The 25,779-nt window shown below is 42.2% G+C and carries 28 protein-coding genes; 1 reads left to right on the top strand and 27 read right to left on the bottom strand.

Features of this window, described 5'->3' with window-relative positions:
* Positions 1–22: 22 nt before the first annotated feature.
* The 26 genes from J2Z37_RS02630 to rpsU form a co-directional block, all read right to left on the bottom strand.
* Entirely contained in the window at positions 23–856 is an 834-nt protein-coding gene (locus tag J2Z37_RS02630; protein ID WP_209808599.1) for an alpha/beta fold hydrolase, read from the bottom strand.
* 33 nt (positions 857–889) lie between these two features.
* The gene (locus J2Z37_RS02625; RefSeq protein WP_209808597.1) at positions 890–1,726 is read right to left on the bottom strand and encodes a DUF1444 family protein; all 837 of its coding nucleotides are present in this window, start codon (positions 1,724–1,726) and stop codon (positions 890–892) included.
* 28 nt (positions 1,727–1,754) lie between these two features.
* The gene (locus tag J2Z37_RS02620; protein WP_209808595.1) at positions 1,755–2,873 is read right to left on the bottom strand and encodes a Nif3-like dinuclear metal center hexameric protein; all 1,119 of its coding nucleotides are present in this window, start codon (positions 2,871–2,873) and stop codon (positions 1,755–1,757) included.
* A complete protein-coding gene (locus J2Z37_RS02615) occupies positions 2,849–3,580 on the bottom strand; it encodes a tRNA (adenine(22)-N(1))-methyltransferase (RefSeq protein WP_245203491.1) in 732 nt (243 codons plus the stop codon). The genes J2Z37_RS02620 and J2Z37_RS02615 overlap by 25 nt, the downstream gene beginning before the upstream one ends.
* 157 nt (positions 3,581–3,737) lie before the next feature.
* Positions 3,738–4,877 (bottom strand): acyl-CoA dehydrogenase family protein, encoded by a 1,140-nt coding sequence (locus J2Z37_RS02610; protein WP_209808591.1) that lies wholly within the window; start codon positions 4,875–4,877, stop codon positions 3,738–3,740.
* 165 nt (positions 4,878–5,042) lie between these two features.
* Positions 5,043–6,158, bottom strand: coding sequence for an RNA polymerase sigma factor RpoD (gene rpoD, locus J2Z37_RS02605; protein WP_209808908.1), 1,116 nt, complete (start codon positions 6,156–6,158; stop codon positions 5,043–5,045).
* Between the two features lie 97 nt (positions 6,159–6,255).
* Positions 6,256–8,079: a DNA primase gene (dnaG, locus tag J2Z37_RS02600; RefSeq protein WP_209808589.1), complete on the bottom strand. Its 1,824-nt coding sequence runs from the start codon at positions 8,077–8,079 to the stop codon at positions 6,256–6,258.
* A 107-nt stretch (positions 8,080–8,186) separates the two neighbouring features.
* Positions 8,187–8,627 carry a YaiI/YqxD family protein gene (locus J2Z37_RS02595; protein ID WP_342453769.1) on the bottom strand — a complete coding sequence of 147 codons (441 nt, stop codon included), beginning with the start codon at positions 8,625–8,627 and terminating at the stop codon, positions 8,187–8,189.
* Between the two features lie 261 nt (positions 8,628–8,888).
* Positions 8,889–9,743 (bottom strand): pyruvate, water dikinase regulatory protein, encoded by an 855-nt coding sequence (locus tag J2Z37_RS02590; protein WP_209808586.1) that lies wholly within the window; start codon positions 9,741–9,743, stop codon positions 8,889–8,891.
* A 10-nt stretch (positions 9,744–9,753) separates the two neighbouring features.
* On the bottom strand, positions 9,754–10,404 hold the full coding sequence (ccpN, locus tag J2Z37_RS02585; protein WP_209808585.1) for a transcriptional regulator CcpN: 651 nt from the start codon (positions 10,402–10,404) through the stop codon (positions 9,754–9,756).
* Between the two features lie 372 nt (positions 10,405–10,776).
* On the bottom strand, positions 10,777–11,094 hold the full coding sequence (locus J2Z37_RS02580; RefSeq protein ID WP_209808584.1) for a DUF4342 domain-containing protein: 318 nt from the start codon (positions 11,092–11,094) through the stop codon (positions 10,777–10,779).
* Positions 11,060–11,863, bottom strand: coding sequence for a DNA repair protein RecO (gene recO, locus J2Z37_RS02575; RefSeq protein WP_209808583.1), 804 nt, complete (start codon positions 11,861–11,863; stop codon positions 11,060–11,062). The genes J2Z37_RS02580 and recO overlap by 35 nt, the downstream gene beginning before the upstream one ends.
* A gap of 33 nt (positions 11,864–11,896) precedes the next feature.
* Complete coding sequence (locus tag J2Z37_RS02570; protein ID WP_209808582.1) at positions 11,897–12,034, bottom strand: YqzL family protein; 138 nt, start codon at positions 12,032–12,034, stop codon at positions 11,897–11,899.
* 165 nt (positions 12,035–12,199) lie between these two features.
* Complete coding sequence (era, locus tag J2Z37_RS02565) at positions 12,200–13,105, bottom strand: GTPase Era (RefSeq protein ID WP_209808581.1); 906 nt, start codon at positions 13,103–13,105, stop codon at positions 12,200–12,202.
* Positions 13,102–13,497, bottom strand: coding sequence for a cytidine deaminase (locus tag J2Z37_RS02560; protein ID WP_209808579.1), 396 nt, complete (start codon positions 13,495–13,497; stop codon positions 13,102–13,104). The genes era and J2Z37_RS02560 overlap by 4 nt, the downstream gene beginning before the upstream one ends.
* 10 nt (positions 13,498–13,507) lie before the next feature.
* On the bottom strand, positions 13,508–13,876 hold the full coding sequence (locus tag J2Z37_RS02555) for a diacylglycerol kinase family protein (protein ID WP_342453777.1): 369 nt from the start codon (positions 13,874–13,876) through the stop codon (positions 13,508–13,510).
* A complete protein-coding gene (ybeY, locus tag J2Z37_RS02550) occupies positions 13,864–14,295 on the bottom strand; it encodes an rRNA maturation RNase YbeY (protein ID WP_209808575.1) in 432 nt (143 codons plus the stop codon). The genes J2Z37_RS02555 and ybeY overlap by 13 nt, the downstream gene beginning before the upstream one ends.
* The gene (locus J2Z37_RS02545) at positions 14,292–16,457 is read right to left on the bottom strand and encodes an HD family phosphohydrolase (RefSeq protein WP_209808573.1); all 2,166 of its coding nucleotides are present in this window, start codon (positions 16,455–16,457) and stop codon (positions 14,292–14,294) included. The genes ybeY and J2Z37_RS02545 overlap by 4 nt, the downstream gene beginning before the upstream one ends.
* A gap of 50 nt (positions 16,458–16,507) precedes the next feature.
* Positions 16,508–17,482 carry a PhoH family protein gene (locus tag J2Z37_RS02540; RefSeq protein ID WP_209808571.1) on the bottom strand — a complete coding sequence of 325 codons (975 nt, stop codon included), beginning with the start codon at positions 17,480–17,482 and terminating at the stop codon, positions 16,508–16,510.
* A 5-nt stretch (positions 17,483–17,487) separates the two neighbouring features.
* On the bottom strand, positions 17,488–18,681 hold the full coding sequence (gene yqfD / locus J2Z37_RS02535) for a sporulation protein YqfD (protein WP_209808569.1): 1,194 nt from the start codon (positions 18,679–18,681) through the stop codon (positions 17,488–17,490).
* A 97-nt stretch (positions 18,682–18,778) separates the two neighbouring features.
* Complete coding sequence (yqfC, locus tag J2Z37_RS02530; RefSeq protein WP_209808567.1) at positions 18,779–19,060, bottom strand: sporulation protein YqfC; 282 nt, start codon at positions 19,058–19,060, stop codon at positions 18,779–18,781.
* A 334-nt stretch (positions 19,061–19,394) separates the two neighbouring features.
* Positions 19,395–19,823 carry a hypothetical protein gene (locus J2Z37_RS02525; RefSeq protein WP_209808565.1) on the bottom strand — a complete coding sequence of 143 codons (429 nt, stop codon included), beginning with the start codon at positions 19,821–19,823 and terminating at the stop codon, positions 19,395–19,397.
* A 10-nt stretch (positions 19,824–19,833) separates the two neighbouring features.
* Entirely contained in the window at positions 19,834–20,832 is a 999-nt protein-coding gene (gene floA / locus J2Z37_RS02520; protein WP_209808563.1) for a flotillin-like protein FloA, read from the bottom strand.
* A 14-nt stretch (positions 20,833–20,846) separates the two neighbouring features.
* The gene (locus J2Z37_RS02515) at positions 20,847–22,163 is read right to left on the bottom strand and encodes an NfeD family protein (protein WP_209808561.1); all 1,317 of its coding nucleotides are present in this window, start codon (positions 22,161–22,163) and stop codon (positions 20,847–20,849) included.
* Between the two features lie 142 nt (positions 22,164–22,305).
* Entirely contained in the window at positions 22,306–22,749 is a 444-nt protein-coding gene (locus J2Z37_RS02510; RefSeq protein WP_209808559.1) for a GatB/YqeY domain-containing protein, read from the bottom strand.
* A 16-nt stretch (positions 22,750–22,765) separates the two neighbouring features.
* On the bottom strand, positions 22,766–22,939 hold the full coding sequence (rpsU, locus tag J2Z37_RS02505) for a 30S ribosomal protein S21 (protein WP_209808557.1): 174 nt from the start codon (positions 22,937–22,939) through the stop codon (positions 22,766–22,768).
* Between the two features lie 208 nt (positions 22,940–23,147).
* Between rpsU and J2Z37_RS02500 the strand changes: the two genes are divergently transcribed.
* Positions 23,148–24,509, top strand: a complete 1,362-nt coding sequence (locus J2Z37_RS02500; RefSeq protein ID WP_209808555.1) for a UDP-N-acetylmuramoyl-tripeptide--D-alanyl-D-alanine ligase — start codon at positions 23,148–23,150, stop codon at positions 24,507–24,509.
* Between the two features lie 104 nt (positions 24,510–24,613).
* On the opposite strand, the gene J2Z37_RS02495 is transcribed toward J2Z37_RS02500, so the two are convergent.
* Positions 24,614–25,687, bottom strand: a complete 1,074-nt coding sequence (locus tag J2Z37_RS02495) for a D-alanine--D-alanine ligase (RefSeq protein ID WP_209808553.1) — start codon at positions 25,685–25,687, stop codon at positions 24,614–24,616.
* Positions 25,688–25,779: the final 92 nt, after the last annotated feature.

The following is a 25,779-nucleotide window of genomic DNA, read 5'->3' as shown; positions in this document are numbered from 1 at the left end:
CCATATAGTTGTCCTTTAGGGCTTAAAAATCTGTTGTAGCCAGCCACTGTTGAAACGCGGCATAAACTTGCTCCGGCTTTTCCTCCATCACCTGATGACCTGCTTCTGGGATACTGACCAGCGTCGAGTTTGGTAGATCCTGACGAAGATGGACTCCGGTTTTTAACGGGATAATCTGATCCTCATCTCCCCAGAGTAGCAAAACAGGATGGGTGATCTTATGCAAATCCTTTGTCTCCAAATCGCCTTCCCGATCACGCAACAGACCTAATAGGGTGTGACAGAAATTCTTGTCCTCGATTGGTTTTGAATAGGCACGAATCATCTCTTCATCAATACAGGCCGTGTCATAAAGTGTGGTCCTTAATACGTCGAGCACTTTATGTTTCTTTATCCATAAACGGATAAAGGACCGTGAAAAAGGAAATTTCGATAATAACACAGCCCAACTATTGGATTTTTTTAAGTAGCCCGAACAGGCAATCAAAACTAGCCCTTTAATTTTATTTGGAGCAATTAAAGCTGTGTACAAAGAAATTTGTCCCCCCATCGAATGGCCAATGAGAATGACATTTTTTAAGCCGAGCTGTTTTGTAAATTCAAGGACCAAAGATGCATAATTACGGTAGGAATACTTGAAGCTGGCTGTTTTTTCACTTTCCCCGAAACCGACCAGATCTATCGTGTAAATGTCATACTTTCCTTTTAGAAAGGGGATCAGTTTACGAAAACTAAAGGATGAGGCAAGAAATCCGTGAATGAGAACGAGGGTATAACAAGATTCCTTTTCCCCCTCTTTTTTACAATACTCATAATGGACTTCGGCATCAAGTAACCGGATCTTCCGTTGAATCATGCCTTTCACCTTTTTGCATTTTTTTGAGTTAGATTATTCTTCCCTGTCTTTTCTTACGATATGTGGTTCTGCCCCAGGATTAGATAAGATCATAATCGGCTCGAGTTCCTGTTTTTCTGTATACAAAAAAGGCAGCGGGGAAATGGGAATATTCCCTTTCATGCAAAAATCCATATTTAATCTGGAAAAGACTTTAAAACCGATCTCATTCTTAAGATCTGCAATGATGAGAACATCCTGGTGAGGAATCGCTACCCCCATGTCATGCTGCACCTTTCTTCTCATAAAAGACAATAGTTCATCATTGAGCACGCGGCTTGCCGCATATCCATCGGTTTGACTGAAAAAGTAAAAAGTATTGTCACCAACTATATCCTCTTTATAAGACGTATCTAGTTTCTTTAGATTAGCAATCGCCATTTGTTCAACCTTTTCCTCGGTCAACTGTGATTGATCAATCATCTGCTGATCAATTAATCGATACGTATTCCCTAAATCAAAGGCATAGAAAATCGTCGATTCGGCGGTATGATATTTATGCAAAAGAGAAGTCCCCTGTTTGTCCGTCGGATGTGATCTACTGCGGATAACTGGATAGATTCGATCTTCATTTCCTTTTAACGATATTTCCTGTAAACTTGCATTGGCCATCATTTCGACCCGGGAAAGAAACTCTTCCATCGTCTCAAGCGGCTTTTCCCGCCCTATTTTTGAAAGGATAACGGGAATAGATAAGGACAACCCGGCGTGAGTCTTTTCCTTTTGTTTGATTTGGATTTGTTCTTCCTTTTTTTCAATAACCCAAATATTTGAATCCAGTCTCTTTTTCAATTGTTCCAGTACATTGGAGATTATTTGTGTTTCATTCATGGTTTTGTTGGAACTCCCTTTCTTTCTCCTATACCAAGAAGGTAAATGGATCCGTATTCACCACCGACAGAATCACGTCAGTTTGATAATGATCCTTTTTCAGTCGTTCTTCAAGTAGCTGTTGAACTGCTTTTTTCATTATCTTTTCGGCATTATGTCCCGGGTCCACCATAGACATCCCGCTTGCCATAGCATCGTGTGCCATATGGTAATAAACATCCCCTGTTACAAATACATCTGCTCCTTTAAGAATCGCTTTGGAAATGAAACTGTTTCCGTCACCACCAAGGACAGCCACTTTTTTAACCCGGGACGACATGTCCCCGACTACTCTTACCCCTTTTACCTCGAATGCTGTTTTCACTTTTTCCGCGAATTCACGTAGGCTCACTTCTGCAGGCAGATGCCCGATCCGTCCTAAACCATAGGAGACGCTGGGCTGCTCCAAAGGATAAATATCATAGGCTACCTCTTCATATGGGTGTGCTTTGATCATCGCTTTAACTACGCGATTTTGGATCCCTTCTGTTACAATCGTCTCAATGCGTATTTCTTCTACCTGTTCCAATTTTCCTTGTGAGCCAATAAAGGGATCGGTATTTTCACGTGGCATAAAAGTTCCGGTACCTTCTTGCCGGAAGCTGCAATGACTATAATTTCCAATCCATCCAGCGCCTGCCTTGGCCATGGCGTCAAACACTTCCTGATTATGTGTCTGAGGGACAAAAACTACAATCTTCTTTAATTTCTCTGTAGATAATACCTCTAAAGGTTCCGTATTTTGCAATTCCAATGCATTAGCCATTAAGTCATTGATGCCGCCCACAGCCACATCCAAATTGGTGTGTGCGATGTACACGGCGATATCATGTTTGATTAATTTCTCGTAAAGCCTGCCAGCAGGCACATCTGTCCTTAAATTTTTTAACGGTCGAAAAATTACCGCATGGTGTGCAATAATAAGGTCTACACCCTGTTCTATCGCCTCATCTACCACATTTTCCAGAACGTCAAGAGTAACCATCACTTTCTTGATTTCCTTATTAAGAGTTCCAACCTGTAGGCCGATCTTATCCCCTTCCATTGCTAAGCGCTTAGGCGAAAACTCTTCAAAATATTGAATTATGGTTTGCCCGTTGGCATACATCTTATAACCTCCTCGATCCACTTTATCCGTTTGTTTATTTCTTCACGTTTGGTCACTGCTTCTTCTGATTTGGCTCTCTCCAAATTGCGCAGGACGTGGGTCGCTTTCTGTTTTTCATTCATCCATTTTTCCCTTAAGACTTCGGAACCTTGTTTCCACAAAAAAGGGCCAATCTCGAACCACTGCTCTAACGTCCATAGACCTTGTTGGTATGGCGAATTGGGTTGTCCACATTCGGCATATAAAATCTCGTAAATAATACCATCTTCTTCAAGGATTGTTTCGTCTTTCAATTCCCACCCATTATGGTAAAGCCATTCACGCACATTTTTTTCTGCAACGTTCGGCTGAAGGATTAGATGACCAACATCTTGCAAAGATTGTTTCCCCTCTTCCAGGATGCTGCTGATTAAGGTCCCCCCCATCCCTGCAATACAGATAGTGTCCACTTGGTCATGGTCTTGTAAGACAGCCAGTCCATTTCCTAATCGAACATCAATTTTATCACTGAGCCCTGCGGCCTTCACCTGATTTTGCGCAGATTTCCATGGGCCTTCATTAACCTCACCCGCAATCGCTCTGACCACCTTGCCAGTTTGTACAAGAAAGGTGGGAAGAAAAGCATGGTCCGATCCGATGTCTGCAACAATGCTTCCTTCTTTCACATAATCCGCTATCGTTTTTAGTCGTTCTGATATTATAAGCATAAGACCACCTGAAGTTTTCATATTACGTTTTATTTTACCTTATTTGGGGAAAAGAGCAAAACCTTGAAAGTAGTGGGGATAAAAAAGGCAGGAAATTCTTCGAGAAAGGCTCTCAAGAACAAAGCCCCTTAAAAATCCGGACAAATGTCCTTGATGCTCAACACCCAATTTCCCTTGCAATTACCATCCTTTGAATTTCCGAAGTCCCTTCGCCGATTTCCAGCAACTTCGCATCACGGAGAAACCGCTCGACCTGATATTCTCTCATATATCCATAACCACCGTGAATCTGAATCGCCTGATCACAGACTCTCATGCACATTTCCGTGGCAAACAGTTTAGCAATAGAAGCTTCCTTTGTAAACTTTACCCCTTGATCTTTTAACCAGGCCGCTTTATAAACCATGGTTCTCGCTATCTCTATCTGCATCGCCATATCAGCTAGTTTAAATTGAATAGCTTGAAAGGAAGAGAGTGTCTTGCCGAATTGTCTCCGTTCTTTTGCATACTGTAAGGCCTTTTCATATGCGCCTTGGGCAATTCCAACGGCCATTGCCCCAATTCCAATCCGACCTCCATCAAGAATAGACAGAAACTGCTTAAATCCCGCCCCCTCTTTTCCCAATACGTTTTCTTTTGGAACAACCACTTGATCCAGGAAAAGCTCAGTAGTATTGGATGCATGAAGACCCATCTTTTTATACCCGGCGTTTATCGTTAATCCCTTCATGTCTGTAGGAACAATAAATGCGGTGATGCCATTGGTGCTCTTAGTTTTATCCGTGACCGCAGTCAATACTAAAAATTTAGCATAGCTGGCATTCGTAATAAAACATTTGGTTCCGTTAATGACCCACCCCTCTTTGGTTAGGGTTGCCGTTGTTTGCGTCCCGCCAGCGTCTGAACCGGCATTCGGTTCGGTTAAACCAAAGGCTCCTAAAGATTCACCCTTGCACAATGGAATTAAATACTCCTGTTTTTGCACCTTTGTACCAAAAAGATGAAAAGGTGCTGCACCTAAGGATATATGCGCAGAGTACGTGATTCCGGTAGAGGCGCAAACCCGGCTTAATTCTTCGACAACAATAGCGAAGCTAATCATATCTGCTCCGCCACCCGCAAATTTCTCTTCAAAAGGTAAACCCATTAATCCCAATTTTGCCATCTCTTTTATTATTTCAAGAGGAAATTCACCTGTTTCATCTCTTCGATCCGCCCCTGGAGCCACTTTCCCCTCGGCAAATTCCCGTACCATATCCCGAATCATCTTCTGTTCAGCAGTTAAGCCAAAATCCATCTAAGCTCCCCCCTCTCTTTATTATATTGGGAAGAAAATACCTACATGCCGAAGACAACCTTATTTTCCCATTTCTCCCTATTTGCATTGTTGATTTAAAATGGCTAAAATGAAAAACAAATACAAAAACCCCCAATCCTAAAAAGGAATGAGGGCCTATCATGCTTATTCGAGAAAATCTTTAAGTCGTTTGCTTCTACTTGGATGGCGTAGCTTTCTTAAGGCTTTGGCCTCGATTTGACGAATCCTTTCACGGGTCACACCAAAGACCTTTCCAACTTCTTCAAGGGTACGTGTTCGGCCGTCATCAAGCCCAAAACGCAAACGAAGGACATTTTCTTCCCGATCCGTTAACGTATCTAATACATCCTCCAACTGCTCCTTCAAAAGCTCGTAGGCGGCAGCATCGGAAGGTGCAAGGGCTTCCTGGTCTTCGATGAAATCTCCGAGATGGGAATCATCTTCTTCACCTATCGGTGTTTCAAGGGAAACAGGTTCTTGTGCAATCTTTAGAATTTCCCTTACCTTCTCAGGCGTAAGATCCATCTTCTCTGCAATTTCCTCAGGAGTGGGTTCGCGCCCTAGTTCTTGAAGCAATTGCCGTGAAATACGAATCAATTTATTAATTGTCTCCACCATATGCACTGGGATACGAATAGTCCTCGCTTGGTCAGCAATCGCACGAGTAATCGCTTGGCGAATCCACCAAGTTGCATAAGTACTGAACTTAAAACCCTTTTTGTAGTCAAATTTTTCAACGGCTTTGATTAATCCCATATTTCCTTCTTGAATTAGATCCAAGAAAAGCATTCCACGACCTACATAGCGTTTTGCGATACTCACAACAAGACGCAAGTTCGCCTCAGCTAATCGCCTTTTGGCTTCTTCATCACCGTTCTCAATTCTTAATGCTAATTCAATCTCTTCATCAGCAGAGAGAAGTGGAACCCGTCCAATTTCCTTTAAGTACATTCTAACGGGGTCATTAATCTTTATTCCCGGTGGAACACTCAAATCATCGAAATCAAACTCTTCGTTTTCATCTTCATCTTCTGGTGCATCTTCTTCTTCCTGATCTTCCTCATCCGTTTCATTGAGAACTTCAATGTGTTGGTCGGAAAGATACTCAAAAAATTCATCAATTTGATCAGAATCCTGCTCGAAGGTGGACAGACGTTCCATTATTTCCTTATATGTGAGAACACCACGTTTTTTCCCTTGTTCAACGAGTTGATCCTTAACTTGTTCGAGCGTAAGCTCATTAGTTTGACCTTGCTCCATTTCGGTAATTGCACCTGGCTTGTTTTCTATTTTTTTTGCCATGGCATTCCCTCCTTCCTTTGCATCCGGATTGTGGCCTATCTATATGAAAATCTGGTCACGATTTCTTCACTAACTTCCTTAACTGCAGAATTTCAATGCCAATTTTCGCCGCTTCCAGACTGTCACCTTGCTTTTCTAAATTTTTTTGCTCTGTTTTGAGCCTTTCAATTTCTATTAAGATTGGATAATTTAGTACCTGTTGTATGTAATCAGCCAGTGCTCGAGAAGTAAGGTCGTCCGGAACTTCCTCCATAGCCAATTCTGATGCCTTTTGGATTAGCTTTTCGTCATCTAATTCCGAAATAAACTTACTAGGATCAGCAACATTCCCTATGGCATAAAAATGATAAAGGTATGCTGCTAAGGCTGCAAATTCATCAACATTGAAATTACCACCAATTTTACCCTTAATTTCTTCCGCCCAGTCTGCATTATGCATCATTAGGATAATTAATTTTTTTTCTGCATTATAATGCGCCGGAAGTAATGTTTTATGGGGCACATGTCTACCATTATCTATACTATTATTCCATTTACGAGGGAGTTTATCCCCTTTCTCGGCCTTTTTTTGCTGGTAGAACAGTTTCCTTTGCTCTTCTTTCAGTGCTTCGAGAGAATAATGAAATTCTTCCGCCAGCAATCTAAGATAGTGATCTCTTTCAACGGCACTACGTAACGACGAAATCTGTTTCAGCATTTCATGGATAAACACCAATCGTTCCTGTTCATCCGAAACATCGTGACGCTTTCGCAAGTATTCCATTTTAAAGGAAGTAACCGTTAAAGATTGATTCAATGTGGCAATAAATTTATCCTTGCCGTATTTTTTTATATATTCATCAGGATCCAAGCCATCTTCAAAACGAACAACTCGAACCTGACACTCAGCAGCTTGTAAGATATATGCTGCTTTCATAGCAGCTTCAATGCCCGGTGAATCTGAATCATAACAAATCACAACTTGGTCAGCATTCCGCTTGATAATTTTGGCTTGTTCCTCGGTGAAAGATGTGCCTAATGAAGCGACTCCATTTCGCACACCCGCCTCCCATGCTGCAATAACATCCATATATCCTTCAAACAAAATCACTTGGCGTTTTCGACGGATTTCGTTTTTGGCACGGTGCAAATTAAATAAGATGCGGCTTTTATTGAAAAATGGATGTTCAGGGCTGTTTAAATATTTAGGCTGTGCATCATTTAAAATCCTTCCCCCAAACGCGATTATTTTCCCTTGACTGTCTGCGATAGGAAAGATCAAACGATTGCGGAACAAATCGAAGTACTTACGGTCAAAATCTCGTTGTGCCAAGATCCCAGCCTTATGCATAAGCGCTAAATTAAATCCTCTTTTTTCGTAAAATTGAGTAACAAAATCCCAACTATCAGGCGCAAATCCCAATTCAAACACTTCCGCAGTCTCTGAGCTTATTCCCCGACGTTTCATGTATTCCCTAGCAGGATCACCATAATCTGTTTGGAATAAAATATGCTGGTATAGTTTAGCTGCAAGGCTGTATGCCTTAAAAATTGTTTGTTTTTCACTGGATTCTTCCGTTGTAGGCTGCACTTCATGATATTGGTTTGGCAGAGCAATCCCTGACTTTTCTGCTAGAAACAGCATTGCCTCCGGGAAGGTCAGACCTTCTATTTTCATTACAAAAGAGATCAGGTTTCCCCCTTCTCCGCAGCCAAAACAGTGAAAAATTTGTTTATCTTCAAGGACTGAGAAGGAAGGTGACTTTTCCGAATGAAAAGGGCACAGGCCCATATAACTTCGGCCACTTTTCCTTAGATGAACATATTGTCCGATAAAATCTACGATGTTAAAGGAGCTCCTGATCTGGTCAATAACCTCCTCAGGAATTTTAGTTGCCATCTTTCATATCTCCCAGCCACCATTTTTAAAAGAAATTCGTCAAATCTCAACAATATCCTGCTTTTCACTAAAATATAATCAAACTTTCCTTTCTAAATTTATTAGTTCTAAAGTACTCTTTGAAGGATATTCCGAAGGGCATTTCTAAAGAAATATTCATGTTCAGAGGACATTGCTTTTGGTCCCTTCGTCCTTCTTCCTGCCAAACGGGCTTTTTGGGCAAGATGGCGCATGGACAGCATGGCATCAATATTCTCATTGGTGTATTCTTTCCCCCGTGAACTAATGGCAAAGCAACCCTTTCCAAGAATAAGTCCCGCTAGGCCATAATCATCCGTGATCACAAGATCTCCCGGTTTGGCATGATTTACAATATAGAGATCTGCAGATTGAAATGCTCTGTCAACCATGACCGTCTCCACCCATTCCCCCTCGAGAGTAAGGTGATTAGCAAAGGAAAAAACAAAGACAGATTTCAATTGAAATACTGCTGCTTCCTCTATAACAGCGGATTTCACAGGGCTTGCATCTGCATCAATATAGATCACCAAGCCGGTCTACCTACTTCCTCCAAAGTTATTCTACGAAATAAGTCTGATTCCTTCCGGAAGTGTAGAATTAAATCTATTTCGAATTTTGTCGAAATGATTTCAACTAAGGGAATACCCCTAGCTAAAAAAATATGTTATAATATGATTTATTTACTTTCTAACATAATATATACGATATTTTTTTATTTTTTCCTTCTATGGAAAAAAAACTTCTGTAATACAAAAAGTTCTCGAACGTTTATCGAGAACTTTTCTTATTTACGATCCCCTATTTTTGATAATTCCCAAAATAAGATTCGCGGTTTCTTCCACTGCCTTGTTTGAAACGTTGATTACTGGACAGTTGATCCGCTTCATAATTTTTTCGGAATACTCCAATTCGTGCATAATTCTTTCGAGACTTGCATAGTTTGCCTGAGAAGTAAGGCCAAGGGCCTTTAATCTTTCCCTTCTAATTACATTCAATTGATCTGGGGAAATTGTTAACCCCACACATTTTTTAGCTGGGACCATGAAAAGCTCTTCAGGTGGTTCCACCTCTGGAACTAGCGGTACATTGGCCACTTTCAAACGGCGGTTAGCCAGATACATCGATAAGGGAGTCTTCGATGTTCGGGATACTCCGATCAATACAACGTCTGCCCGCAGCAATCCTCTTGGGTCACGCCCGTCATCGTACTTCACAGCAAATTCTATTGCCTCAACCTTCTTAAAGTATTCCTCGTCTAATTGTCGCATTAATCCCGGCTGGTTTTTGGGTTGTTTCCTAGAGATTTGTTCCATTGCTTGGATCATTGGGGTCATAATATCAATTACAGTAACCCCATGTTCCTTGGCGACAGCCTTAAGATGGTCCCGTAATTTGGGGATCACCAATGTTAAAGCAATCACCGCTTCACTTTCTTTTGCAGCTAACACAAGTTCATTAATTGTTCCTTCATCTTCCACATAGGGGAATTTCCGAATCTCAATGGGCTGTCCGTCAAACTGGCTGGCCGCCGCTTTGACCACAACTTCAGCCGTTTCCCCAACCGAATCAGAAACAATATAAATAACAGGATCATGAATGGCATCTTTTTTGAAAATAGTGCATTCCTCCTTTTCGTATATCATCCGTGAGGGGTTAGACGGGCTGGTCGCCTGCAATTTCTACGAAAGCCTTGGTCACTGTTGTTTTCGTTACCCTGCCGATAATCTCATAGGCTTGTCTATCGCCTGCTTTCACCTCGCGAACAACAGGGATTGAATCAATCTGGTTATTAATGAGCTTTTTGGCAACTTCGTAAATGCTGTCTTCGAGAAAACAAACTACAATATTCGGCATCCGGGACATAATGATGTTCACCGGGATGTCCTCAATTTTCTGTTTCCCCAGCATGGCCCTCAATAAGTCCTTTCGGGAAACAACACCGGCCAGGTGGCCTTGGTCGTTTGATACATAAAGGGTTCCCACATCTTCAAGAAAAAGTGTACAAACGGCATCATAAACGGATGAAGATTCCTTGATAATTACAGGTAATGCCTTGAAGTCCTTCACCAGTTTCTTTCTTGCCAGATCGCCCAATAACTGTGGGCCGCTTTTTCCTGAATAAAAGTATCCCACCCTTGGCCTGGCATCTAAATACCCCGCCATTGTTAAGATCGCAAGATCTGGCCGCAGCGTTGCCCGTGTCAGGTTAAGTTTTTCGGCGATCTGTTCCCCTGTAATTGGACCCTCGTTTTTAACTATTTCTAGAATGATATCTTGGCGTTTCGTCAGTTCGATGATATTCACCGCCCTTACCGATCAAAAAGTATACTATATATCATTTAATTATATAGTATGTAACATTTCAATAAAAGCTTTTAAGAAAAGCTTTTTTCGAAGCCTTTTCGAAGAAGAAGTATCCCTCATTAAAGGAGGCTTTTCATGCCGATAGGGATGTCGATTCGAAGAGGCCTATACTTTCCTATGCGGTAAAGAAAACTTTGCTGCCGCCAACCTACTTGATATACTTCGGATCAAGTAGGTTGGCGGCAGCATTAGTTGCACTTATCCAGTAGGAAACTGTTTAAACTTATCGTTGGAGCAAAAAAAACTTTCCTACAGGGCCTAAAAAGAAAAAATCTCCCTTCTTGAAAGGGAGATCGCTGGATCACTTTAAGATTAAGCCGTTCGCTTTGCCACAACCACTTTACAATTTAAAGCAAGTAAGGAAATCATGGAAAAGATGGACAGAAAAGGGAATAAGGCAGCCATCACTCCCCCATAAACAATGGGGATGGAAACCATCTCTTTCTCTCCATGAAAAACCGTGATTTTTACAATATTCGCTTTCCCCAGGATCTCCCTGACCAAGTTCCAGACCTCTTGTCCCGTTGCATAAAAGGTAGAATACCCAGTATGACTGGTATCTTCTTCACCTGGCAACAATTCTTCAATCCAGTCTTCATTCTTCTGATGATGAACGTGGTTCGTCTCCATGATCCATCTCCTTTCGGGGGATTATTTCCTGCATTTGAGTTAGTTGCTGTAGGAAATTCCGAGATTTAAGACGGATCCCGGAATATTCATCCATGAACAAATGCAAGACTCTTTCCAACTGTCGTTTAGTAATTTCTTTAACTTTAATATTCCCTACCTGCGAAACATTAACATGAAGAAAAAGCTGCAGTAAGCGTGGAACACTTTCCCCCAGGACGATGGCGTGTGGATCTTTAGAGCGACAATTTGAACACAACAATCCGCCTTCCCTGATACTAAAAAACCAGGGTGAGACACCAGTATGACATGTGGAACAGCCTTCTATATAAGGTTTATAACCATTCATAGCAAGAATTTTAAGCTCAAAAATTCTTGCCAGTATTTCCGGATCCTTGCCGTGTTCCATCTGGTTTAAAAGGTCTAACAGTAATTCATAGAGAATTAGACTTCGCCGACGTTCTTCTGTAAAACGATCGGTTAATTCAAGTAAATAGGCAGTATATGCCGTTCGATACAGATCCTGCCGAATCTTAGGAAAGGCATTGATAATTTCCGCCTGTGATATACTTCCCATCCCCGACCCAATTTGAAAGACAAAATGGGCCAGGATAAAGGGTTGTGAAACTGCAGAAAGTCGGCTCTTCAACTTTCTAGCTCCGCGTGCCATCATCCCTACCTTGCCCATTTCTTTCGTGAGTACCGTTAATATCTTGTTTCCTTCCCCGTAATCAACGGTGCGTAATATAATTCCTTCTGTTTTCCCTAACACTGATCCCCCGTTTCCAGGGCCTCATCCTTTTCTTTACCCTTCACTTTCCTCCGATTCGATGGATAATTCGGGCTCATCCACTCTATTTGTCATTCTTTCAAAATCTTTGTAGAGGAGATAAGCGTCGATGTTTCCGGTTGCGCTAAAAAAGGTCCAAGACAAATTTTGCATGCCGCATCATCCTTTCGGGAGAAATTGAATCTGGATTGCCTATAAATGATCCATCCTCAAGGGCAGTTGACGAGTAAAGGGAGGGAATTCCCCCTTAGTTTCGTCTGTATCATTAGATTGGCCCTATTCCCATTACCTATCCCTAGGAATTTTTTCCAACACAGTTTAAAAATCCTCGTTAAACCCAAAATTACGCAAAAGCCGATCCTGGTTTCTCCAGTCCTTCTTTACTTTTACGCGTAATTCCAAAAAGATTCTTGTTCCCAGTAATCGTTCGATATCGTGTCGCGCTCTTTTTCCAATTTCTTTAAGCATTGACCCGCCTTTTCCAACAAGGATTCCCTTCTGTGATTCCTTTTCAGCATAGATGGCAGCATAAATATATACAGCTTGACTGTCTTCCTTTTTTGCCATATGTTCAATCGCAACCGCAATGGAATGGGGAACTTCTTCCCGTGTCAAATGTAAAACCTTTTCCCGAATCAATTCTGAGATAACAAACTGCTCAGGGGAATCCGTTACTTGTCCTGGAGGATAGTACTGTGGACCTTGCGGGAGCAATTCCAAGATTTGTTCCATCAGGGTATGTACATTGTTTCCCTGGAGAGCGGAAACTGGAATAATTTCTTTAAAATCATAAAGCTTTCGGTATTCCTCTATAAAAGGCAACAAGGTTTCTGGATGAACCTTGTCAATTTTATTAATCACCAAGAAAACAGGAGTTTTCGACTTTTCCAGTTTTTCAATGATAAATCGATCACCAGGTCCCAACTTTTCAGAGGCATCCACTAAGAACAGAATTAAATCCACTTCATTCAGTGTATTCTCCACAGTCGTGTTCATAAACTCCCCTAATTTTGATTTCGGCTTATGAACTCCAGGGGTATCAAGGAAGATAATTTGTCCTTGTTCACTTGTATAGACGGCTCTGATTTTATTTCTTGTCGTTTGTGGCTTGTCCGACATGATGGCAATCTTTTGTCCAATGATTTGATTCATCAACGTGGACTTCCCTACATTCGGCCGCCCAATGAGGGCGACAAATCCTGATTTATAGCCTGTTTTATTCACCTAAGATCCTCCTGACTGAATGCACCCGGCAGCAATTCTGATACTGTTTTGACTAATTGTTCTCCTTTTAGATTGCCCATTATAACTTCCAAGTTTGCCGGACAAAGTTCAACCAATACTTGACGGCAGGCTCCACAAGGCGTCACTGGAGTGGGTGTATCGGCAATGACAGCAAGTTTTTTAAACCCTCTTATCCCTTGGGCATAAGCTGAAAAGATAGCTGTACGCTCTGCACAATTACAAAGACTATATGCCGCGTTTTCAATGTTAAATCCAGTTATTACCTTTCCAGTTTCCGTTAGCAAGGCTGCCCCGACTTTAAAATGGGAATAAGGGACATATGCGCTCTCCCTTGCTTCTTTTGCAAGTTCCATTAGTTTCTCGTTCTCCATCCGATCCTCCTTAATTAAGTAAAACTAATAACGGTTCAAGAAAAACATAGAATCCTACTATGACAGCCAATATGGCAGCTAACAGAACGGCACCCGCAGCCACATCTTTTGCGGTTTTGGCTAGCGGGTGAAATTCACCTGTCACGAGGTCTACTGTCGCTTCTATGGCTGTATTGACCATTTCCAAAATAAAAACTAAAAAGATAGAAAAAAAGACCAGTAAAACATCGCTCCAAGAAATCTGAAGAAGCCAACCCATAAAGAGAACCAACAAAGCTGCCCCGATATGAATTTGCATGTTTCGCTGGGTCTTCACTGTATAAACAATACCTTCTATAGCATGTCCAAAACTGCGGATCAGGCGATTCATCTGCTTAATCCATATTCGCTAAGAATTTTTTCCTGCTTCCCAAACATTTCTTTCTCTTCCTCTTCGGTATGATGGTCGTAACCAAGCAGATGAAGAAAGCCATGGATCGTTAAAAAACCTAATTCTCTTTCAAAGGAATGGCCATACTCGGTTGCCTGTTCTTTTGCCCTTGGTATAGAAATAATGATGTCACCAAGGCTGTCTTCTTCATCAAGAGGAAAAGATAGGACGTCTGTTGGTTTATCCAGATTTCGAAACTCACGATTAAGCTGTTTAATTTGTTCATTGTCCACAAGGGTAACGACAACTTCTTTCTCTTCTACCTTCTCCATTTCCGCGCCCTTCTGTAATAATTGCTTCAACATCTCAATCATTGTTGGTGCAATCTCATCCTTTTGCTCATTAAGAATTTCCACCTGAATACTCAAGCCTGTTTCACCTCGATCTCTTCCGGATATTCAATACGGTTGTGAAAAATCCCCTGTAGAGTTTCACAGATCGTACGTGTAATGATCTCCAATTCATGCAGAGTTAAATCACATTCATTTAACTGGCCGTCATCTAATCGATCCTTCACAATTTTCCGTACAAGCCCTTCGATTTTGTCTGGTGTAGGCTTAGCCAAGGAGCGGACTGCCGCCTCTACACTATCGCAAATTCCTACGATTGCTGCCTCTTTGGTTTGCGCTTTGGGACCGGGATAGCGATAGTCCGACTCCGGGATCAAACTGTCGGATTCCTTGCATGCCTTATGATAGAAGAACTTGAGCAAAGTGGTTCCATGGTGCTGTTCAGCAATATCACGAATCGCCTTAGGAATATTATATTCTTCTAACATTTTCGCCCCATCATACGGATGGGCAATGATAATTGTGCGGCTTAAACTTGGCGCGATTCGGTCGTGGGGGTTCTCACGGCCAACGACGTTTTCAATAAAGAAATGCGGCCGCTTCATTTTCCCTACGTCGTGATAATAAGAACCTACGCGTGAGAGCAACCCGTTTGCGCCAATTGCCTCAGAGGAGGCTTCAGATAGATTAGCGACCATAATACTGTGATGATAAGTTCCCGGTGTTTCCATTAGCAGTCTTCGCAATAACGGATGGTTTGGATTAGACAACTCAATTAACTTCATTGTTGAGAGAATACCAAAAGCTGACTCAAAAAACGGAATGAAACCAATCGTTAAAACAGCAGACAGCAACCCGTTAATCACACCAAACCCATACAGTTTACCTAAATCAGACCAGTTAAAGGAATAAAAAAGCATATATACGGCTGAGATCACTGCCAGATTGGCAGCAACTACAATTAAGCCAGAAGCTAGAATATTTCTTCGCTGTGTGGGTTTTCTTAAAGAATAAGCCCCTGCAATAGTGCTTGCCAAAACAACAAATGCGTATCGGTAATCGAAAAAAGTAGCACTATCAGCATTAAAGATAAAACCTGCCGCAATGGCAAACATCCCCCCTGAAAACAAGGCCAAGCGGAGATCCAAAAACAACGTAATTAACATGCTTCCAAACGCTGCAGGAACGAGGAAACCCGAAAACATATAACCTAAATCTTGACCTAACCCGATTATTTTCATCGTTAACAGATTAAGCAAAATAATCACGAGGAACATCAGCAGCTGTTTGTTGTTTCTGGCCATTTCCAATGAGCTGTGAGAAATATAATGATAAAAGAACAAAGTGATCAAAAGAACTAGTAGGCCTAACCCGAAATAAGGAGAATAATTAGGATGATGCGTCAATAAACCGGCAATCCCTAATTTCCGATAAATTTCATCTGTAATATATTCGCCTTCTCCAACAAGGATTTCACCTTTATAAATCTTTACCGGCTTCACGGAACGAAAGGCAGTTTCTTTGGCCTGTTCTGTTGCCTCCTCATCGAACACAATATTCGGTACAATAGCTGAGGAAACAATTTCTTTTATGGCTTCCCGCGCCTTTATTTCCAAATCGCTTGTAGCAAGCAGTTCAGACACCTTTTTCTGCGCTTCCCCCATCCCCTCATTCATCCTAACGCCATCCAGCATTACTGTACTCAAGATATTACTGGAAATTGTCTTCATCGTCGCCAAGGCTTCTGGGGACTGTTTTAGCATTGTGCGGTAGGTTTCATCGGTGAATTGATAAGGAATATTATCCCTTAAATGGGTAATCATTGCCTGATTGGGTTCTCCTAGGATGACCGGAGGGGTCAGACCGTTTCCTTCATTCTGTTCTTCCATATTTTGATCAGAGGCTATGCGTACTTCCGCAATTTTCCGATAGATATGGTCGAGAACCTTTAATTGGTTCTTCGTTATATCTTCCTGCATTTGATACACAGGACTGATCGACCCTTTTGCCTCTTCCCGCAAAATAGCCGTCGCCTCCGTATCCTCAACTTCCATAGGGGCGGCAACGGTCACATTGCTAATCGTATTTTTCTGTAAATCATAAGTTTTAGGAACAACACTTTCAACCAGATAAAAATAAAGACCTAGGGCCATCAACATAAAAAGGATAAATCGAATCAGTAAACTTGAATTCCAGGTTTCCGGAATATGTCTAAATCCTCGGAATAGCCTTAGTTTCACTGTAAGCAACTCCTTTGGAAAAATTCCAGGTTTCGTTGTTTGGGATATCCTTATTTCTGGTTATCCGCTTCTGCCGTTCCATAAGCTCTAATAATTTTGTGAACTAAAGGATGCCTTACTACGTCTAGTTCTGACATATAAACTAAAGAAATTCCAGGGATATTGGCCAATACTTTTTCTGCGTCTTTCAGACCGGAGCGTTTCCCTTTTGGCAGATCAATCTGCGTAACATCCCCTGTAATTACCATTTTGGAGCCAAATCCTAAACGTGTCAAAAACATTTTCATTTGTTCTGGTGTTGTATTCTGGGCTTCATCCAAAATGACGAAGGAATCATCAAGCGTTCTCCCTCGCATATAGGCCAGTGGCGCAACTTCAATCGTTCCTCGCTCCATGAAACGGTTGACTGTTTCCATTCCCAATACATCATTTAAGGCGTCATATAATGGACGTAAGTAAGGGTCTACCTTCTCCTGCAAATCTCCAGGAAGGAATCCCAGGTTTTCTCCTGCCTCAACGGCTGGACGGGTCAGTACAATCTTCTTTACCGTCCCGCTCTTCATCGCGGCAACCGCAAGCACGACAGCTAGGTAAGTTTTCCCGGTTCCTGCAGGTCCGATCCCAAAGACTATATCATTTCTTTGAATCTTCGTTACGTAATGCCGCTGGCCTAATGTTTTCGCCCGAATCGGTTTGCCTTTGGCTGTAACGGCAATTTGCTCGTCATATAGTTCCAGCAATTCATCAAGAGTTCCACGTCTTGCCAAATCAATTGCATAGGTAATATCCCGTTCTGCTAGCTGGATCCCACGGCTGATTAATAAAGCAAGAACCTCAAACAATCTTCGCAATAAGGAAATTTCCTCCGGATCACCGGAAATCGTAATTTCCTCACTCCTGGCAGTGATTTTCGCAGGTGTAGCTTCTTCTATTTTTTTGAGGTAAGCATCCTGTGGGCCGAAAAGAGTTATGGCAGTTGCTGCGTCTTTTAGTCGAACTTTTACTGTATCCTCTTGAACTGGCAAAAACCTCAATCTCCTTGTTGTATAATTATAGGTTTCTCTAATGCAATATCTTCAATGGCAATGATATGCATCTTTATATAAACTTTATCATTCTCTTCTCGTTGGTGCAAAACTTTTTCCTCTTTGATATATCCACCCGTTTTCATTTTTGCCAGAACATCTTGTTTAACTGCTTCCTTCGCTGTGGCAACCGCTTCTTCTGTACTAATCTTAATCTGCTTAAATTCACATTCTAATAAGTCTTCGACTTTGATTCCTACTGGGAATTGTTTATCACGCCAGTGGAGCATATGGTTTTCTTCTTCTATTTCATATTTGCTGATGGCAAGTTCTCCAAACCCCCAGATTTTTAATTCGTAGCCCCATAACCTCAAATAAATATTACGATGTTTTTCCCCTGTATAGATGGCCTGTTTCTTCAATCGTGGAATGACTGCTTCGGTTTCGTACCATACTTCCCCTTCCACGACTCCCTTTGCTGCTACAGCAACCGGGCTTTCCTCCTTGCCGATTAACCCGGAAATTAATAGATCCCCCTTCTTGACAAAATCATTTGGCCGCACCATTTGTTTGCCGTGTGTGGTGAAAATATCATGAATAACAGCTGATTTTTTTGCAACGATATGCTGTGGACCAAGGACTTGCTTTTCCTCGGGAATAATCTTTTCAACCACCCGGATTTCCGCCTTCGTGCCATTCATGCGAAAACCGATCCAGGAAGCATCGGGTATTTTTTCCATAAGCCTTGCTTTAATCTTGTCAGGGTCGTCCAAAAAAAGGCTGAGCTTCCCTTCCTGGATGCCAACTTGTTTAGCCATTTCTAGCACTTGAGATTTGGGGATTTTCTCCGTTCCCACAACCTCCACAGACCAAATTACATTCGATAGAACGAATAACATGCACAAAAACGCCAAAAATCCCCCAACAAAAGCATATCTCTTTCTTAACTTTGTAAGGAGGAAAGGAAAGCCATGTTTGCTAATAATTCTTGTGCGGCATCCTGTTTCCTTTAGCAAAGGTTTTAGTCGAAAAAAATCTATTAGCTGAATAGACATCCTTCCTCGTTGCTCATCAAATCTTGAAATCTGCCAAATCTCTATCTTCTTATGCAGGGCTAAATTAATTAATCGTTCAACCCGTTTTCCTTTTATCATAATCACCAGGTAACCGTTAAACCACTTGATCCATCGATGCTGCATAAATGGTTGTCCCCCTTTATCCATCAACCTTTGCCCTCTTCGGAGTGACCGAAGAAGGGCCTGTTCGTTTTGATTTTTTGCTATCAATCTGACCCATCTATTCTATAAACTGCACCCCACTTACCTTTCCTTCAATTAATACTTCCTCTGAAAGGATCGCCCGGATGACCAATTTTTCACCTCGTACCAAAAGCTGCCCCTTTGTTAAAAGTAAACGGAGTTCTTTATCACTGAATTGCAAAACTCCACGATGATTTTCTATGTACATATGAATTTGCCCAATCATTGTAATCCTGGGCATTTCCATCGTCACATCGGCTGGGAGATCCAATATTTTTGCTGCAATTTTTCGCAGATGGCGTCCCCATATATTTTTCATTCGGGCCAATGTTCCCCCTTCCACATCCGATTGGACTGTCGCATATTAAAAAAAGCTCTGAAACAAAGACTTTACTACTTCAGATTTATGCTCCGTCCTTTTCATTTATGAATTGGGATTAGTAGGAGACTGTTGGGATTGATTTAGGGATGGGGGAATTTTCACGATGATTCCGACAGGGGGGAGGTGTAAATCATGTCAGCGTGTCCGAATCCGGGCCTGATCATATGGAACACGCTCGTCCGATTAGTTGGCGGATTTGCCTACTCATCAGCCTATCTTGTGCTGCCGAACACACAAAAGGGTGGGTCCACCCGGACCCACCCTCCTTATTTCATCTTCGATTTTTTCTTTCTGTATGATGCGGTAACTTCGAGCGTGGGGGGCCAAAAACTTGGCTCCACATCATGCCTTCCACAGGTGAAGGAATAGGCTGTGATACAGGTGTTTGATGAGCAGTGGGCTGCGAAACAACTTTCTCTCTCCTGCTGTGATGCACCTTTTCCTCAACAGGCTCCTGCGCCACTTCTTCCACCATAATCGGTCTAGAAGTCTTTTTCACCTGCCTAACAGGTGGAGATTCCATCTCCCATCCCTCAGACATCGTTGTTGGTGTTAATGGGGGATACTGATACTTCCGTTGGCGCTGCTCCCTCCTATTCGGCTGGCCTTCTCCCTTTCCCCGTCCGAGGGAGCGAAACAGCCAAAAGAGCAGAATAAGGATCCAAAAGTTCCCGAAAATCAAATCAAACAAAAAATCCATATCAACCTACCTACTTTTGCTCAGGCGGTTGGTTTTTACCCTTTTCCACCTGTTGGCCAAATGATTCCCTCATCAACGTATCTGCATCAATATTTTTCATATTTAAATAATCCATCACACCGATTTTTCCTGAACGCAAAGCTTCAGCCATAGCTTGTGGCACTTCTGCTTCCGCCTCCACCACTTTCGCCTGCATTTCCTGAACCCTAGCCTTCATTTCCTGTTCGAATGCTACCGCCATTGCACGCCGTTCTTCGGCACGGGCTTGGGAAATTTGTTTGTCGGCTTCTGCCTGTTCAATCTGTAAATTCGCTCCAATGTTGCGACCTACATCAACGTCAGCAATATCAATCGATAAAATTTCGAAGGCAGTCCCCGAATCCAATCCTTTGTTTAAAACCGTTTTAGAAATCTTATCGGGATTTTCGAGTACTTCCTTGTGACTGTTAGACGAACCAACGGAGGTGACAATCCCTTCCCCGACGCGGGCAATGATCGTCTCTTCACCCGCTCCCCCGACTAGTCTTTCGATGTTTGCACGTACGGTTACTCTTGCTTTTACCTTCAACTCAATCCCATCGCGTGCTACAGCAGAGACAAACGGCGTTTCAATCACCTTTGGATTTACGCTCATTTGAACAGCTTCAAGAACATCCCGTCCAGCCAAATCAATGGCCGCTGCCCGTTCGAACAACAAATCAATATTCGCGCGTTCTGCAGCAATCAAGGCATCGATGACACGGTCAACATTCCCTCCAGCCAAATAGTGGCTTTCTAGTTGATTGGAGGTAACCTCCAACCCCGCCTTTCGCGCTTTGATTAATGGATTAACGATCCTTGACGGGATAACCCGACGAAGTCTCATCCCAACCAAGGTGAAAATACCAATCGACACACCGGAAGCTATGGCGGAAATCCACAGCATTACTGGGACGAATGTAAAAAATACGGAAATGACGATCACAGCCAAAGCCACTAACAAAAATAACGAAATAATTGAACCATCCATTCACTTTCACTCCCTTATCTTTTTTCCCTTACGACTACCCTTGAGCCTTCTACGCGAAGGACGATCACAGGTTTACCCTTCTCCACAAAACCCCCTTCTGTTACTACATCAACTAGGTTTCCTTCAATCTCTATCGTCCCAGCTGGACGGAGCGGTGTGATGGCTTCTCCTATTTTACCTGCCAAATCGATTTGCACTTTTGCTGCGCGATATCCTTCTTCATTTTTCTGTTGGTCTTTTAGAATAAATTTATTCCAGACCCCTTTATAGCCAAAGTATTTCACCACAAAAATCATCACAACGATGGTTACAACAATCGCAATTCCAAGCGATAACCAGCCCGATGAAGTATCATAAGCTGCCATCACTATTCCCGAGAGTATAGACACAATACCCAATCCGCCGAAAATACCAAAGCCCGGAATTACCACTTCAATAAATAATAAAAGGATTCCGACAACGAAGAGGATAATATGCAGGAAATTAGCAAACCCGGCAATATAATGACCGAAGAAATAGAGTGCAAAGGACAAGATTCCAATCACTCCTGGCAGCCCAAAGCCAGGGATAAAAAGTTCAACAGCAATCCCAACAAGACCTAACGTCAATAAGAGCGGCATAATAAACGGGTTGGTAACAAACCTTGCTACCTTTTCACCCATCGTTGATTCAATGGAAATCACCGTAGCGTCATTAAATCCAGTCTCTTCTAGCGCCTTTTCCAAAGATGGTACGACCGCCTCAGCATAGCCAAGTTGCTCCGCCATTTTGGAATCCAGAGAAAGGATCTCTCCCTTCATTGTGATACCTTCGATTTCGATCTTAGGATCGACCATAGCAGCTGCAATCTGAGGGTCACGCTGGTTCATTTCTGCTGCACTCACCATCTTTTTCGTCCAAGCGGACTGCACCTTTTTTTCCGCCATATTCCCAGCAAGATCAATAGGGGCAGCAGATCCGATCGCACTTCCCGGAGTCATAATAATCTGATCCGCATTCAGCGCAATATATGTACCTGCTGAAAAAGCCTCATTCTCGACGTAAGCAATAACCGGAATCTTCTCGCTTCTGATCAATTGGCCAATCTCGTTCGCCGCCTGAACCTCGCCACCTGGTGTGTTTATTTTCAGGAAAATAGCATCTGCTTCATATTGTTCCGCTTCCTGAAAGGCTCTTTCCATGAATTTGAAAAGCCCTTGCTCGATTGATTGTTCCACAGGCACAAGATACACGACTTTTTCATTCTCAGCAGTACCAAGAGTGGGAAGCACGAAAAAAATAAATGCAATGGAAAGAAAAAGGACTCTTTTAAAGTCAAGAATTCCCCTCACTCTACGACCTCCTTTCTCTGTTATTGAATAACATTATTTCCATCCTCCTACTCTTTTCTTACGTATAATAGAAACAATTAGTTTCAAAAAAAAATATAAAAACACCCTGCACTCTATGGAGTACAGGGTGTTCACCTATGTTCTAAGGAAGCAATTCCTGAACAATTCTGTTGACTAGGGATCCGTCTGCCTTACCTCTTACCTTTGGCATTAAGGCACCCATCACTTTTCCAAGATCCTTCTTAGAAGCTGCCCCCACCTGCTCAATCGTTTCCTGGACAATCTGACGAATCTCAGATTCTTCAAGCTGCTTCGGCAAGTAGGCCAACAGAACTTCCATCTCAGCTCGTGATTGCTCGGCCAGATCTTCTCTGCCCGCCTTTTCAAATTCTTGGAGGGAATCGCGTCTTTGCTTCAACTCACGGTTTAACAAAGCTAGCACTTGGTCTTCGGAAAGCTCCTTACCTTGGTTAATTTCTTCATTCTTAATTGAAGACTTCACCATGCGGATGACGGAGAGTTTGAGCTTATCCTTATCCTTCATTGCTTGCTTCATATCACCGGTAAGTGTTTCAACTAGACTCATCTTTCAACCAATCCTCCTAAAACTTACGCTTACGAGCAGCTTCGGATTTCTTCTTACGTGCAACACTAGGTTTTTCATAATGCCTACGCTTTTTCAGTTCAGCTAGAATACCAGCCTTACCTGTTTCACGCTTAAAGCGGCGAAGAGCGGCATCAAGAGATTCATTTTTACGAACACGAACTTCAGACATTGCTTTCCCTCCCTCCGCATTAACCATTAAGACAACCCTATCAGAGAACTGTCAACGTCTATTATATTACACCTGTAGTTCCCGGTCAACATCGACATTTATTTTTTTCCTTCTTCATCCTCCTCCCATCCTTGGTATAATTATCTTGCTGTTCCCGTAATCTTAGTGATAGCATGGAACGGTATAGGAAGGATTGGAGGAATACACAATGTTGACATTAGCTGAAATCTGTCAGGCTACCGGTGGCAGATTAGTAGCGGGGCAGCCTTCTTTAAAGATTGACACCTTTCACTTTGATACAAGAATGTTAAGCAGCCAATCGATGTTCATTGCTTTAACAGGCGGTGCCCGTGATGGACATGACTTTTTACAGACAGCAAAGGAAAATGGCGCAATAGCGGCCCTAATTTCCGACATCACACAAATTCCACAACAAGAGGGTATGGCTTACGTCGTCGTTGAAGACACTGCGATGGGTTTTGCAAATATCGCAAAGTTTTACCGCTCCAAATTGCAAATTCCAATCATTGCCGTCACGGGAAGCAACGGAAAAACTACAACAAAAGATATGATCGCACATATTTTAGAATCCAAGAAAAAGACATTTAAAACCTATAAAAATTACAATAACCATTTGGGTGTGCCTCTTTCCCTACTGCAAATTGGACCGGATCACGAAATAGCTGTATTGGAGATGGGGATGAATCACGCCGGTGAAATTGATTTTCTCGCCTCCATTGCGAAACCTGATATCAGTGTCATCGTCAATGTGACCGATGCCCATATCGAGTACTTAGGATCAAAAGAAAACATCGCCAAAGCTAAAGGAGAACTGCTTCCACATACCTCTCCCAATGGATTTGCCATCTTGAATGGTGATAATCCATATGTTGTCAACCTACGTGATCTGTATCCAGGAAAGGCTTACTTTTTTCGTACAGGGGAATCTGCTGACATTTACGCATCAGAAATCCAAACAACAGATCGTGGAACCTTATATAAAGTCCATATTGGCAAAAGTTCTTTTACATGCACAATCCCGATGTTTGGATTACATAATGTTTCGAATACCCTGCCAGGGATTTTTATTGCAAACCAATTAGGCTATAATTCGGAGGAAATCGCTAATTCCTTAACAACGCTTACGATTTCCCCTATGCGATTTGAATTGGTCAAACACTCTGGTCAAACCGTTATGATTAACGATGCTTACAACGCTAGCCCCACTTCGATGAAAAGCTCTATCACTACCTTTAGCGGGATATTACCTCATTTGAGAAAAGTGTTGGTTTTGGGAGATATGTTTGAACTTGGAGAACAAAGTATTGATTTTCATCGTGGCGTGGGAGAACACATTAATACCCTAAGTAATTCTTTTCAGATGGTCGTAACGGTAGGTGATCATTCGCGTTATATTTCGGAACTCGTCGGCGTTCCCGCACGGCACTTTGAGAAAAAGGAGCAGGCTGCTGAATTTTTGCAACAATTCCTTACACCGGAATATGCGCTTCTTTTTAAGGGGTCGAGAGGGATGAAGTTGGAGGAAATCGTTTCTTCTCTTACTAATTAAGGGTTAACGAAAGATTTTTCCGCTATTTTACAGAAAAGCTGCCCAAAAATTGGGCAGCTTCTATTCTATAAGGGGGTTGCCCCCTTCTCATCCTCATTAAATTCCTATTCCAATTTTTCCGCTGCAATCCGATTCTGCTTCCGTTCCTCGTATCGCTTGAACCCTAAATCGACCAATTCATTGATCAATTCCGGGTAACTGATTCCAGCTTCCTGAAAAAGCATTGGGTACATACTAAAAGGAGTAAAGCCAGGCAAGGTATTAATTTCGTTTAAGTAAACCTGATCCTTCTCTTCATCCCAGAAAAAATCCACTCGGCTTAATCCACTAATATCCAACGCTTGGAAACCGGCAATGGCCATCTTTTTGATCTGTTCTACCACCTGACTAGGGATTTGCGCAGGAATATCCAGCTTTGTGCTTTGGCTTTTGTATTTTGCTTCGTAATCGTAGAATTCGTTCCCTGATTTGATCTCTCCTACGACGGATGTTTTTAAATCTTCATTTCCAAGCACACCGATTTCTAATTCCCTACCGTTGACGTTTTCTTCAATAATAATTTTCCGATCGAATTGGGCGGCAAATTCCATGGCAGCCTTTAGCCCATCGCGATCTTTGGCCTTTGAAATCCCTACGCTTGAACCCATATTTGCTGGTTTTACAAAGCAAGGGAAGCCCAATGTACTCTCAATTTCAGATATCAGGCTGTCAATCCTCTCCAACAGGTCGTGACGAAAGAACGACAAGTAACGGCATTGAGCAATCCCCATTTCACCGAATACGTTTTTCATAGCAACTTTATCCATACCCATTGCAGATCCCAAAACTCCAGCTCCTACGTAAGGAACATCAACAATTTCCAATAACCCTTGCAGAGTGCCATCCTCTCCGTTAGGTCCATGAATGACTGGAAAGGCAATGTCAATCGACTCTCTTAGCCTTAAAATATTGGGCTGTGCATCAAAACTTCCGGAGAATCTTAATTGTTCTACAGAAGATAATTGGTCAACGACTGACCTACCTTGAACCCAAGTTCCATCTAATTGTATATAGTAAGGCACTATTTCATATCGTGTTTTATCAACAGCGTTCATAATCGCTAATGCGGTACTTAAAGATACTTCATGTTCACTTGATTTCCCGCCATAAATAATGCCTAATCTTGTTTTTTGTTCCATTTCAAAAGTCCCTGCCTCTCCTTGCTCCCCGAGCTTTGATCCATTCCTTATCAGTATATGGGCGAATACCTGGTCAGTTCCAAACTATTTCA

This window comes from Ammoniphilus resinae, assembly GCF_017873965.1.
GTDB classification, from domain to species: Bacteria; Bacillota; Bacilli; order Aneurinibacillales; family RAOX-1; genus Ammoniphilus_A; species Ammoniphilus_A resinae.
The sequence above is the reverse complement of the archived record's forward strand: the minus strand, read 5'-3'. Positions and strand labels throughout refer to the sequence as shown.

Bases quoted from the DNA above. Each gene is read 5' to 3' on its own strand.
- J2Z37_RS02620 (WP_209808595.1), bottom strand. From the start codon at position 2,873: ATGTATGCCAACGGGCAAACCATAATTCAATATTTTGAAGAGTTTTCG.
- rpoD (WP_209808908.1), bottom strand. From the start codon at position 6,158: ATGGAGCAAGGTCAAACTAATGAGCTTACGCTCGAACAAGTTAAGGAT.
- J2Z37_RS02560 (WP_209808579.1), bottom strand. From the start codon at position 13,497: ATGGAGAACGAGAAACTAATGGAACTTGCAAAAGAAGCAAGGGAGAGC.
- J2Z37_RS02610 (WP_209808591.1), bottom strand. From the start codon at position 4,877: ATGGATTTTGGCTTAACTGCTGAACAGAAGATGATTCGGGATATGGTA.
- J2Z37_RS02630 (WP_209808599.1), bottom strand. From the start codon at position 856: ATGATTCAACGGAAGATCCGGTTACTTGATGCCGAAGTCCATTATGAG.
- J2Z37_RS02580 (WP_209808584.1), bottom strand. From the start codon at position 11,094: ATGGAGACGAACCACGTTCATCATCAGAAGAATGAAGACTGGATTGAA.
- J2Z37_RS02590 (WP_209808586.1), bottom strand. From the start codon at position 9,743: ATGATATACGAAAAGGAGGAATGCACTATTTTCAAAAAAGATGCCATT.
- J2Z37_RS02510 (WP_209808559.1), bottom strand. From the start codon at position 22,749: ATGAGTCTAGTTGAAACACTTACCGGTGATATGAAGCAAGCAATGAAG.
- rpsU (WP_209808557.1), bottom strand. From the start codon at position 22,939: ATGTCTGAAGTTCGTGTTCGTAAAAATGAATCTCTTGATGCCGCTCTT.
- J2Z37_RS02570 (WP_209808582.1), bottom strand. From the start codon at position 12,034: ATGCAAAATTTGTCTTGGACCTTTTTTAGCGCAACCGGAAACATCGAC.
- yqfC (WP_209808567.1), bottom strand. From the start codon at position 19,060: ATGAAAAATATATGGGGACGCCATCTGCGAAAAATTGCAGCAAAAATA.
- dnaG (WP_209808589.1), bottom strand. From the start codon at position 8,079: ATGGCAACTAAAATTCCTGAGGAGGTTATTGACCAGATCAGGAGCTCC.
- yqfD (WP_209808569.1), bottom strand. From the start codon at position 18,681: ATGCAGCATCGATGGATCAAGTGGTTTAACGGTTACCTGGTGATTATG.
- floA (WP_209808563.1), bottom strand. From the start codon at position 20,832: ATGGATGGTTCAATTATTTCGTTATTTTTGTTAGTGGCTTTGGCTGTG.
- J2Z37_RS02495 (WP_209808553.1), bottom strand. From the start codon at position 25,687: ATGGAACAAAAAACAAGATTAGGCATTATTTATGGCGGGAAATCAAGT.
- J2Z37_RS02525 (WP_209808565.1), bottom strand. From the start codon at position 19,823: ATGGATTTTTTGTTTGATTTGATTTTCGGGAACTTTTGGATCCTTATT.
- J2Z37_RS02625 (WP_209808597.1), bottom strand. From the start codon at position 1,726: ATGAATGAAACACAAATAATCTCCAATGTACTGGAACAATTGAAAAAG.
- J2Z37_RS02500 (WP_209808555.1), top strand. From the start codon at position 23,148: ATGTTGACATTAGCTGAAATCTGTCAGGCTACCGGTGGCAGATTAGTA.
- J2Z37_RS02615 (WP_245203491.1), bottom strand. From the start codon at position 3,580: ATGCTTATAATATCAGAACGACTAAAAACGATAGCGGATTATGTGAAA.